8 protein-coding genes are annotated in these 11,072 nt (G+C 70.7%); 2 read left to right on the top strand and 6 right to left on the bottom strand.

The features are described from left to right. Window positions 1–414: 414 nt before the first annotated feature. The 4 genes from AH6_RS40875 to AH6_RS40860 all read right to left on the bottom strand — a co-directional run bounded on the left by AH6_RS40875 (window position 415) and on the right by AH6_RS40860 (window position 5,326). Window positions 415–813, bottom strand: a complete 399-nt coding sequence (locus AH6_RS40875; RefSeq protein WP_067491641.1) for an antibiotic biosynthesis monooxygenase — start codon at window positions 811–813, stop codon at window positions 415–417. A 258-nt stretch (window positions 814–1,071) separates the two neighbouring features. Continuing rightward, a complete protein-coding gene (gene leuS, locus AH6_RS40870) occupies window positions 1,072–3,537 on the bottom strand; it encodes a leucine--tRNA ligase (RefSeq protein WP_067491639.1) in 2,466 nt (821 codons plus the stop codon). A gap of 345 nt (window positions 3,538–3,882) precedes the next feature. Beyond that, the gene (locus AH6_RS40865) at window positions 3,883–4,449 is read right to left on the bottom strand and encodes a hypothetical protein (RefSeq protein WP_067491637.1); all 567 of its coding nucleotides are present in this window, start codon (window positions 4,447–4,449) and stop codon (window positions 3,883–3,885) included. A 262-nt stretch (window positions 4,450–4,711) separates the two neighbouring features. Then, entirely contained in the window at window positions 4,712–5,326 is a 615-nt protein-coding gene (locus AH6_RS40860; protein WP_157432032.1) for a TerB family tellurite resistance protein, read from the bottom strand. 360 nt (window positions 5,327–5,686) lie between these two features. Between AH6_RS40860 and AH6_RS40855 the strand changes: the two genes are divergently transcribed. After that, complete coding sequence (locus AH6_RS40855) at window positions 5,687–7,231, top strand: long-chain-fatty-acid--CoA ligase (protein WP_067491633.1); 1,545 nt, start codon at window positions 5,687–5,689, stop codon at window positions 7,229–7,231. Between the two features lie 72 nt (window positions 7,232–7,303). Here AH6_RS40855 and AH6_RS40850 read toward each other — a convergent pair whose 3' ends face one another. Both AH6_RS40850 and AH6_RS40845 read right to left on the bottom strand, forming a co-directional pair. Then, window positions 7,304–8,551 (bottom strand): cytochrome P450, encoded by a 1,248-nt coding sequence (locus AH6_RS40850; RefSeq protein WP_067491631.1) that lies wholly within the window; start codon window positions 8,549–8,551, stop codon window positions 7,304–7,306. A 39-nt stretch (window positions 8,552–8,590) separates the two neighbouring features. Then, window positions 8,591–9,487: an alpha/beta fold hydrolase gene (locus AH6_RS40845; protein ID WP_067491629.1), complete on the bottom strand. Its 897-nt coding sequence runs from the start codon at window positions 9,485–9,487 to the stop codon at window positions 8,591–8,593. Window positions 9,488–9,686: 199 nt separating this feature from the next. On the opposite strand from AH6_RS40845, the gene AH6_RS40840 reads away from it, so the two are divergent. Continuing rightward, window positions 9,687–11,063, top strand: a complete 1,377-nt coding sequence (locus tag AH6_RS40840) for an aspartate aminotransferase family protein (protein ID WP_067491627.1) — start codon at window positions 9,687–9,689, stop codon at window positions 11,061–11,063. Window positions 11,064–11,072 lie beyond the last annotated feature (9 nt).

Genomic DNA, 11,072 nt, shown 5'->3' with positions numbered 1-11,072 from the left:
AGGTCGCTGCACCGACTCAGTCAGTGGGGGTCTACAGCCAACCGCCCACCTCAGCCCGCGCCCCGCACCCGACCAGCGTCCCCGGCCCCGCGCGGGGTTGGTCTACGTGCCCAACAACCCCAGCCCGCGCAGGTTTCCCGCAGCTGACCAGCTACCTCAGCCACGCGCAAGGCCCCTCAGACGCACATCCGCGCCAAGCACGGCCCCCACCAGACCGGTACATCTACCTAGCACCCCACCCCTCGCGGGATCAGTACACCTAGCCGACCGACCAGCACGCGAGCGCGTCAGCCCGCCTTCTGCTCCAAAGCCGCCAGCACCAATCCACGCAGCACCTCTGGCGACTGCACAGCCGAAGTCGGCGCTCCATCGGCGATCACCAGGGTCGGTACCCCACTGACCCCTCGATCCGCATCAGTCACCCACCCTCTGCGGAACCGACGACCCCCGCGGAGCAGACAAGACCTGCGGACCGGCAGTGACCTCGCGCGCCACCCTGTACCGAGGCGACTCCGTCATGCGCGGTTCGGCCTTCCCCTTCAGCCTCTCCAGAGCAGCCTTGATCGCGGCCATGCGTCCCTCGGTGTCGGACGTCTGCTCGAAGTGCCGGTAGTCCGCCTCCGTCGCCCACCGGACCAGGTTGTACACCCGGGTCCCGTCTTCGCCCACCAGGAAACGGGACGAGACGTAGCCCGGGTAGAAGCGCACCCATCGTTCCTGGATCTCGGCGAAGGCCGCCACCAGTTCCTGCTGGGTCTCGGGGCCGTCCACCGTGTAGTCGATGACCGAGTAGAAGTCCTCGGGGACGTCCATCGTGCCCTCCTCGTCTCCGGGAGGACGACCGCTCCGCCCTCCCGGAAACGATCTTCCAATCTCAAGCTCGGTTGAGGTCAACCCCGTCCCCGAAGGCCACCCAACGAAGCCCGCGCACCCCCGAAACGACGGTGAGGGCCGCGCGAGCTGCCAACTCGCACGACCCTCACCACCAAGCACCGGCACCAAGCACCAAGCACCAAGCACCGACACTAAGCACCGGCACCAAGCCGACCCCGGATCACCCCAAGCCCGACCTCACCGCTTCGGCACGATGTTGACGATCTTGGGAGCGCGGACGATCACCTTGGCGATCTCCGCGCCCCCCAGCGCCTCCCGCACCTTCGCCGACGCCAGCGCCTGCCGCTCCAGTTCCTCCGCCGCGATCCCCGGCGGCACCTCCAGCCGCTCGCGCACCTTGCCCGCCACCTGCACCACGCAGGTCACCGACTCCTCCACCAGCAGCGCCGGGTCCGCCTCCGGCCAGCCCGCCTTCGCCACCGGGGCCTTGCGGTCCAGCAGCTCCCAGACCTCCTCGGCGGTGTAGGGCGCGAACAGCGACACCATCACCGCGATCGCCTCGGCCGCCTCGCGCACGGCCGGGTCGCCCGCGCCGCCCGCGTCGATCGTCTTGCGGGTCGCCGTCACCAGCTCCATGATCCGCGCGATCGCCACGTTGAAGCGGCTGGTTTCCACCATCGTGGTGGCCTCGTCGACGGCGCGGTGGGTCGCCCGGCGCAGCGCCCGGTCGCCGGTCGCCGGGTCGGCGCCGACCGGCGCGGTCACCTCGGTCGCGATGCGGTGCACCCGGCTCAGGAACTTGGCCATGCCGTGCGGCGACACGTCGGCCCAGTCGATGTCGTCCTCCGGCGGCCCGGAGAACAACATCGCCAGCCGCACGACGTCCACGCCGAACTCGGAGATCTGCTCGCCCAGGTCCACCATGTTGCCCAGCGACTTCGACATCGCCTTGCCGTTCAGGATGACCTGGCCCTGGTTCACCAGCCGCGTGAACGGCTCGGTGAAGTCCACCATCCCCATGTCGTACAGCACCTTGGTGAAGAACCGGCTGTACAGCAGGTGCAGGATCGCGTGCTCGACGCCGCCGGTGTACTGGTCGACCGGCATCCACCTGCGGACGGCCTCGACGTCGAACGGCCCGTCCTCGTACCGCGGCGAGCAGTACCGGAAGTAGTACCAGGACGAGTCCACGAACGTGTCCATCGTGTCGGAGTCGCGCTTGGCCGCTCCCCCGCACTTGGGGCAGTCCACGTTCACCCAGTCCTCGGCCGCCGCCAGCGGCGAGGTGCCCTTGGGCGCCAGGTCCGCGCCGCGCAGGTCGTCCGGCAGCTTCACCGGCAGCTGGTCGTCGGGGACGGGGACCTCGCCGCACGCGGGGCAGTGCACGATCGGGATCGGGCAGCCCCAGAACCGCTGCCGGGACACCAGCCAGTCGCGCAGCCGGAAGTTCACCGCGGCCTTGCCGGTGCCGCGCTCGGCCAGGATCCCGATGATCCGCTCGATCGCGTCGGCCTTGCCCAGCCCGTCGATCGGACCGGAGTTGACGATCTCGCCGTCGCCCGCGGTCGCCACGCCGGTCTCGCCCGGGTCGGCCTCGCCGGTGTGCACCACCACGCGCACCGGCAGCCCGAACTTCAGCGCGAAGTCCAGGTCGCGCTGGTCGTGCGCGGGCACCGCCATGATCGCGCCGTGGCCGTACCCGGCCAGCACGTAGTCCGACGCCCACACCGGCATGCGCTCGCCGGTCACCGGGTTGACCGCGTACCGGCCCAGGAACACGCCGGTCTTCTCGCGCTCGGTGGACATGCGCTCGATCTCGCTCTCGCGCGAGACCTCCTCGCGGTAGGCCTCGAACGCGGCGCGCTGCTCGGGCGCGACGATCTCCTCGGCCAGCGCCGCGTCGGCGGCGACCACCATGAACGTGGCGCCGTACAGGGTGTCGGGCCGGGTGGTGTAGACGGTGACCGGCTCGGCCCGGCCCTCGATCTCGAAGTCCACGTCGGCGCCGGTGGAGCGGCCGATCCAGTTGCGCTGCATCAGCAGGATGCGCTCGGGCCAGGCGCCCTCCAGCTGCTCCATGTCCGCCAGCAGCCGGTCCGCGTACTCAGTGATCTTGAAGTACCACTGGGTCAGCACCCGCTTCTCCACCAGCGCGCCGCAACGCTCGCACCGCCCGGCCACGACCTGCTCGTTGGCCAGCACCGTCTGGTCGTTGGGGCACCAGTTGACCTGGCCGCCCTTGCGGTAGGCCAGCCCGCGCTCGTAGAAGCGCAGGAACAGCCACTGCGTCCACCGGTAGTACTCGGGGTCGGAGGTGTGCAGCCGCCGCGACCAGTCGAACGAGGGCGCGTAGCGCTGGAAGGAGCCGGCCTGCGTCTCGATGTTGGCGTAGGTCCACTCGGCCGGGTGCGAATCGCGCTTGATGGCGGCGTTCTCGGCGGGCAGGCCGAAGGAGTCCCAGCCGATGGGGTGCAGCACGTTGTAGCCGCGCTGGTTCCAGTAGCGGGCCGGGACGTCGCCGATCGCGTACGCCTCGGCGTGCCCCATGTGCAGGTCACCGGACGGGTAGGGGAACATGTCCAGCGCGTAGCGGCGCTCCCGCTCGGCGTCGCCCTCGTCGGCCTTGAACGGGTCGAGCTCCGCCCAGCGGGCCTGCCACTTGTCCTGAACCGCCCTCGGGTCGTACTGCTCGTCGCTGCTCACGGTCGCTACTCCGGTCCTTCTCTACGGGCTCTACGGGATTCGTCCGGTTGCTCTGCCCCAGGCCGGCGGGTTCTCGGCCAACAGGCTCCTGACACAAGAAAACCCCTCGCACAGGAGGGGTCGCCGCGCCGACGTCAGTGCGTCAACGCGGCGGGCCGAGGAGCAGCCTGGTTCGCATACCTCAAGACTAGCGCAGCCGCAACGCGCAAGGCCTCCGCATAAGCGGTCCGCCGCCGGGGACGGCCGCGGGCCGCGCCGGAGCGGTCCGGACGGGCGGCGGCGAGGACGACACCGCCCATCCGGAACGGGGGACCGGAGCAGGGGACCGGAGCAGGTCCCGCCCGGTCAGATCCGCCTGAGCGCCCGAGCGTCGAACTGGCCGCCGCAGGTGGTGCGGCTGTTGCGGTCGAAGGTGAACTCGAAGGCCACCGCCAGCGTGCCGTTGCGCGGGTAGCCGATGGGCCGCGGGTTGATCAGCGGGCCCTTGTGCCAGCGGTTGTCCTCGATGGCGTTCCGGTTGACGTAGCCCGGCCCGCCGGAGCGGTACCAGCGGCCCGCGAGGTTCTTGGCGGAGTAGGTGTAGATCGAGCTGTTGCGGTGGTTGCCGCTGGACCGCTCGATGGCGTAGCCCCACTCCACGACGTTGGCGAGCTGGCCGAGGCGGGTGGGATTGCCGTCGGTCTTGACGTAGATCTTGCCCCAGCGGCCCCGGTAGAAGCAGGCCATCTCGGCGCGGTAGCGGGCGGGGCCGGCCGCGCGGGCGGCGACGGCGTCGCCCTGGGCGGCCGCCTGGGTCGCCGGGGCCGCCGGAGCGGTCCGGACGGGCGCGGCCTGGGCGTGGGCGGGTGCGACGGCGAAAGCGCTCGCGGCGAACGCGGCGGCCAGCGCCGAACTACGGACGAACTTCGACATGAAGCCAACTCCTCCGAGCCGTGTGTCCTGGTGTCGGGACGCCCTCCGGAGACCGAAGATGATCTTCAGGGGCGGTGCCGATCCTGGGCCGGGGAGATGAACGCGCCGTGAATGCGGGCCCGCCGGACGGCGCACGGCATGCGGATGCCGGACGACGGCCAAGACCGCCCGACGGACGACGCACCAGCGCCACCCGACGGACGACCCGACGCCGCCCGGCAGACCTCAAAAGAACAGGAGGAGCAGGAGAAGGACGCCCGGCTCAGCGCCCGCTGGACTGCCGGGCCAGCGAGATCACACCCGTCACCTGGACCCGGGTGAGCCCCAGATCAGCCCCCACCGCGTTCAGCGTCTCCTCCTCCGACACGCTGAGCGGCCCGTCCGTCAGGGCGATCTCGGCGGCCGCGCGCAGGATGTTCTCGCGCGCCTCGGGGGCCAGCGCCCCGGCCGCGTGCGCCATCTCCGCGCGGATCTGGTCGAAGGGACGGCCCAGGTCGTGGTCCAGCACGCCCTGGTCGTAGGCGTGGTCGCCGGCCTGCCGGACGACGGTGACGGCGCGGTCGCGGGCGGCCGGGTGCGTCACGTCGCCCGAGCGCAGCGCCTGCGCGGACGCCAGGCGCAGCAGCAGCGCGGGCAGCGACGCGAGCTGCGCGGTGGTCGGGACCGTCAGGATGTCCACGTGCCAGCGGCCCTTGCAGGTGCCGCACTGCACGAACTCGCTCCCGGTCTTGTTCAGCGGGATGAGCGGGATGAAGAACAGGCTGAAGAAGTTGCGGCCCTGGCGCCGGCGGTACTCCCGGTCGCCGCCGCAGTCGGGGCAGTGGAACACCCCCTTGCTCAGGGTGAAGTACACGACCTGCAACCCGAAAATGATCAAGATCGGCCCTTTCGTGACGAGGCAGGCCATCGTAGTGGGCAACGGACGGCGCCCCGACGGGGTTCCGGCAGCGCCCCGACGGGATTCCGGCAGCGTTCCAGCGGGGGTTCCGGCAGCGTCCCGCACGGGTCGCGCCGGCGGTCCGGCACCCGGAACCGGCCACCCGGGAACCTTCCGCACGGGCAGGCCGTTTTGTAACGTTCCCACCTGGTGACTCCCCGGTCACTTCCTTAGAACAGCACGTCAAAAGGCACGCGGGGGGATGGCGCACAGCGCGGCCGATGTATCAGGATGACCCAAAACGTTCGTACACTCGTCGGTAATAACCGCCTGGTGACTAAGCCCTGCGCGAGGAGTGCCATGCTCAACCTTTCCGTGCTGCTCGAAGACGCCGCCCGCGAGACCCCCGACCGCGACGCGGTGGTCTTCGGCGACATCCGGCTCTCCTACTCGTTCATCGACCAGGTCGCCAACCAGGTCGCGAACCTGCTGCGCTCGCGCGGCGTCCAGCCCGGCGACAAGGTCGCGATCTCCTCGCCGAACCTGCCCTACTTCCCGATGGTGTACTTCGGGGCGCTCAAGGCGGGCGCGGTCGTGGTGCCGCTGAACGTGCTGCTCAAGCCGCGCGAGATCGCCTACCACCTGGGCGACTCCGACGCCAAGGCGCTGTTCTGTTTCGAGGGCACCCCCGAGCTGCCGCTGGGCGAGATGGGCCACGCGGGCTTCCAGCAGGCCGAGGGCTGCGAGCACTTCTTCCTGATGCCCGCCTCGCTGGCCACCACCGAGTCGCCGATCGAGGGCGCGGAGCTGTTCTGGGCGGCGCTGGGCGACCAGCCCAAGACCTTCGAGACCGTCACCACCGAGGCCACCGACACCGCCGTGGTGCTCTACACCAGCGGCACCACCGGCCAGCCGAAGGGCGCCGAGCTCACCCACGGCAACCTGCTCACCAACGCGATGGTGTCGGACACCCTGTTCGCCAAGACGCTGCACGACGTGTCGCTGGTGACGCTGCCGCTGTTCCACATCTTCGGCCAGACCTGCGTGATGAACGTCGGCTTCTTCCGCCGCGCCACGCTGGTGATGTTGCCGCGCTTCGAGCCCAAGCAGGCCGTCGCGCTGTTGGTCAAGGAGAAGGTGAACATCTTCGCCGGCGTGCCCACCATGTACTGGGCGCTGCTGACCGACGACACCTCCGCCGAGGACGTCGCGGCCATCAAGGAGAACCTGCGCGTGGCGGTCGCGGGCGGCGCGTCGCTGCCGCTGGAGGTCCTCAAGGGGATCAAGAACAAGTTCGACGCGGACGTGCTGGAGGGCTACGGCCTGTCGGAGACCTCCCCGGTCGCCTCGTTCAACCGCCCCGACCGGCCGACCAAGCCGGGCTCGATCGGCCTGCCCATCTGGGGCGTGGAGATGAAGCTGATCGACGACGACTGGAAGACCATCGAGGGCGAGGGCCCCGGCGAGATCGCGATCCGCGGCCACAACATCATGAAGGGCTACTACCAGCGGCCCGAGGCGACCGCCGACGCGATGCGGGACGGCTGGTTCCGCACCGGTGACGTGGCCCGCCGCGACGACGAGGGCTACTACTACATCATCGACCGCTCCAAGGACATGATCATCCGGGGCGGCTTCAACGTGTACCCGCGGGAGCTGGAGGAGGTCCTCATGACCCACCCGCAGGTCTCGCTGGCCGCGGTGGTGGGCGTGCCGCACGACTCGCACGGCGAGGAGGTCAAGGCGTACGTCATCCGCACGCCGGACGCCACGCTCACCGAGGACGAGCTGGTCGCCTGGGGCAAGGAGCAGTTCGCCAACTACAAGTACCCGCGCATCGTGGAGTTCCGCGACGAGCTGCCGATGACCGCCACCGGCAAGATCCTCAAGCGCGAGCTGCGGTAACGCCACACACGCCGCACCCGCCGCGCGTCCGGGCCGCCCGCTCCCCTCGGGGACGGGCGGCCCCCGCACGTCCTACGACGTGTACGCCAGCCGCTTGATCCCGTTGATGAAGCTCGACTCCAGCCGGTCCGGCTCCCCCGCCGAGCGGATCTCCGGGAAGCGCCGGAACAACTCCCGGAACATCACCGTGATCTCGCGCCGCGCCAGGTGCGCCCCCAGGCAGAAGTGCGGGCCGGGCCCGCCGAAGCCCACGTGCGCCTTCGCGTCGCGCGTGATGTCGAAGCGGTCCCCGTCCGGGAAGACCGTCTCGTCCCGGTTGGCCGACCAGTAGTACAGGACGAGCTTGTCGCCCTTCCTGATCTCGTGCCCGTTGAGGGTGGTGTCGCGGGTCGCGGTCCGCCGCATCCAGGTCACCGGCGAGACGTACCGGACGATCTCCTCCACGGCCCCCGCGATCCGCTCCTCGAAGTCGGCCAGCAACAACGCGCGCTGCTCGGGATGGGTGGTGAACAGGTGCAGGCCGTGTGCGATCGCGTTGCGCGTGGTCTCGTTGCCCGCCACCACCAGCAGGATGAAGAACGAGCCCAGCTCCTGGTCGGTGAGCGACTCGCCGTCGATGTTGGCGTTGACCAGGGCCGAGGTCAGGTCGTCGGTGGGCTCGGCGCGCCGCCGCCGGCCCAGGTCCTCCACCAGTTCCTTCAGCGTCTGCCCGGCCGCGAACAGCGCCAGCGCGACCTGCTCGGCGTCGCCGGCGGGCAGGAACTCCGCGTCGTTGCCCGCCAGGATGACGTTGGTCGCCTCCAGCACCGTGCGGTGGTGCTCGGGGCCGATGCCCATCAGGTCGCAGATGATCTGGAGAGGCAGGCGCGCGGCGACGTCCTGCACGAAGTCGCCGCTGCCCTCCCCCGACGCCAGACCCCCGACGATCTCGGCGGCGACCGCCTCCACCCGGTCCTCGAAGCGCTGGACCATGCGCGGGGAGAACGCCCGGGAGACGATGCGGCGGATCTTGGCGTGCCGCGGGTCGTCCATGTTGATCATCGAGCCGAAGAACTCGTGCAGGTCGCCGGGCAGGTCGGGGATGCTGATCGCGCCCTGCCCGGAGCAGAAGTCCTGCGGGCGGCGCGACGCCTCCACCACGTCGGCGTGCCGGGTGAGCGCGTAGTAGCCGGGCCCGCGCGGCACGATCAGCAGTTCGGGTTCCTCGAACCGGACGAGCCCCGGCGCCCAGCGCAACGCCTTGAACGCCTCGTGCCGGTGGCTCTCGGGACGCGTCCAGAAGTCCCAGTCGGTCAGGTTGATGTCGGCGACGTCGAGCAACTCTCACCGCTCCTTGACTAGAACGAGATTCGGTTCAATCTAGCGGTCCACGGCCAGCCACTCCAGGATCCGCCGGTTCACCTCGGCGGGCCGGTCCAGGTGCAGGAAGTGCCCGCCGCCCTCGACGACCTCGGCCCGCGATCCCGGCGGCAACTGCGCCAGCACCGCCGACGCGTCCCCGTCCGGCAGCACCGTCTCCCCGCCCAGGCAGCCGTCGTCGATGCCGTGCAGGTAGAGGACCGGCCGCTCCCCCGGCTTGGCGGCCGCCTCCTGCTCGGCGGCGTACCGGGCCACCAGCCGTCCGGGGTCGAGCATGGCCCGGTAGTAGCCGATCACCGCCGCCACGTTGGCGGGCCTGGCCAGGCACTCCATCACGCGGTCGACGTCGGCGGAGGCGTCGTGGCCGGGCGACCAGTCGCGCCACAACCCCGCCACGAAGTCGCGGTTCAGCGCCATCTCGGCCAGCGGCGTCTGGAACAGGAAGATGTAGAAGGATCGCTTGAGCTGCTCGTACGCGAAGAACGCGCTCATCATCGCCGCCACCGGCGGCACCGCCAGCGTCACCGCCCGCCGCCACCGCTCCGGCGCGTGCGCGGCGGCCCCGTAGGTCGCGAACGCGCCCCAGTCGTGCCCGATGACCACCGCGTCGGAGCCGCCGCCGAGCACCTCGTGCAGCGCGTTCGCGTCCGCCGCCAGCGCGCCGCTCTGGTACGCGCCGTCCTGCGGCACCTCCGTCGGCGCGTACCCGCGCATGAACGGCGCGACGGCCCGGTACCCGGCCGCCGCCAGCTCCGGCATCAGGTGCCGCCAGGTGTGCGCCGAGTCGGGGAAGCCGTGCAGGCACAGGGCCAGCGGCCCGTCCTGCGGCCCCGCCTCCAGGTAACCGAACTCCAGCCCGTTCGCCGTGACCGATCCCGCCGTGAACGTGTCGCCCATGTCCGTCTCCTCCGCTCGGCGGTGACGTTACCGCCCCCGGAACCGGCCGGTCCGCGTGAGCAGGTTCACCTAATCTACGGATACCGCTGTATAGCCACGTATTTACATCGGATTCCGTGCTCGCTTAGCATCGAGGCAACTGGATCGCTCGCACCGATGGGCGTGCGCGCCTGGACCGAGGGAAGACCGAGGAACCGTGATGACCGAGCCGGACGTCCCAGACCTGCAAGCAGCGGCCCGCGACCACCTGTGGCTGCACTTCGCCCGCCACTCGGCCTTCCGCGACGGCGCGGAGGTCCCGATGATCGTCCGCGGCGAGGGCGCCTACGTCTACGACGACCGCGGCCGCCGCTACCTGGACGGGTTGTCGGGGCTGTTCACCGTCCAGGCCGGGCACGGCCGCGAGGAGCTGGCCCAGGCCGCCGCCAAGCAGGCCGCCGAGCTGGCGTTCTTCCCGCTGTGGTCCTACGCCCACCCCAAGGCCGTGGAGCTGGCCGAACGCCTCGCCGACGCCGCGCCCGCCGGGCTGGAGCGCGTGTTCTTCACCTCCGGCGGCGGCGAGGCCGTCGAGAGCGCCTGGAAGCTCGCCAAGCACTACTTCAAGCTGGTCGGCAAGCCCACCAAGCACAAGGTGATCAGCCGCGCGGTCGCCTACCACGGCACCCCGCACGGCGCGCTGTCGCTGACCGGGCTGCCCGGCATCAAGGCCCCCTACGAGCCGCTGGTGCCCAGCGGGTTCCGGGTGCCCAACACCAACATCTACCGGGCCACCGCGCACGGCGACGACCCCGAGGCGTTCGGGCGCTGGGCCGCCGACCGCGTCGAGGAGGCGATCCTGTTCGAGGGCGCCGACACCGTCGCGGCGGTGTTCCTGGAGCCGGTGCAGAACGCCGGCGGCTGCTTCCCGCCGCCGCCCGGCTACTTCCAGCGCGTCCGCGAGATCTGCGACCGGCACGACGTGCTGCTGGTGTCGGACGAGGTGATCTGCGCGTTCGGGCGGCTCGGCACGATGTTCGGCGCGCAGCGCTACGACTACCGGCCCGACATCGTCACCTTCGCCAAGGGCGTCACCTCCGGCTACTCGCCGCTCGGCGGGATGCTGGTGGACGAGCGGCTGTTCGAGCCGTTCAGCAAGGGCACCGAGATGTTCGCGCACGGCTACACCTTCGGCGGGCACCCGGTGTCGGCGGCGGTCGCGCTCGCCAACCTCGACCTGCTGGAGCGCGAGGACCTGCTCGGGCACGTGCGGCGCAACGAGGACGCCTTCCGCGCCACGCTGGAGCGGCTGCTGGACCTGCCCATCGTCGGCGACGTGCGCGGCGACGGCTACTTCTACGGCATCGAACTGGTCAAGGACAAGGCCAGCCGCGAGACCTTCACCGCCGAGGAGTCCGAGCGGCTGCTGCGCGGCTTCCTGGACAAGGCGCTGTACGAGGGCGGCCTGTACTGCCGCGCCGACGACCGCGGCGACCCGGTGGTGCAGCTCGCGCCGCCGCTGATCTGCGACCAGTCGCACTTCGACGAGATCGAGCAGATCCTGCGCGCGGTGCTGACCGAGGCCACGGGGCGGCTGTAGGGCGGCCGG

Origin of the sequence: Actinomadura hibisca NBRC 15177 (assembly GCF_001552635.1) — a bacterium.
Lineage (GTDB): Bacteria > Actinomycetota > Actinomycetes > Streptosporangiales > Streptosporangiaceae > Spirillospora > Spirillospora hibisca.
Note: the sequence above shows the minus strand (reverse complement) of the source record. Positions and strands in the feature narration are given on the sequence as shown.

Excerpts from the sequence above, each read along its gene's own strand:
- AH6_RS40875 (WP_067491641.1), bottom strand. The coding sequence starts at position 813 with ATGGACGTCCCCGAGGACTTCTACTCGGTCATCGACTACACGGTGGAC.
- AH6_RS40845 (WP_067491629.1), bottom strand. The coding sequence starts at position 9,487 with ATGGGCGACACGTTCACGGCGGGATCGGTCACGGCGAACGGGCTGGAG.
- AH6_RS40865 (WP_067491637.1), bottom strand. The coding sequence starts at position 4,449 with ATGTCGAAGTTCGTCCGTAGTTCGGCGCTGGCCGCCGCGTTCGCCGCG.
- AH6_RS40855 (WP_067491633.1), top strand. The coding sequence starts at position 5,687 with ATGCTCAACCTTTCCGTGCTGCTCGAAGACGCCGCCCGCGAGACCCCC.
- AH6_RS40840 (WP_067491627.1), top strand. The coding sequence starts at position 9,687 with ATGACCGAGCCGGACGTCCCAGACCTGCAAGCAGCGGCCCGCGACCAC.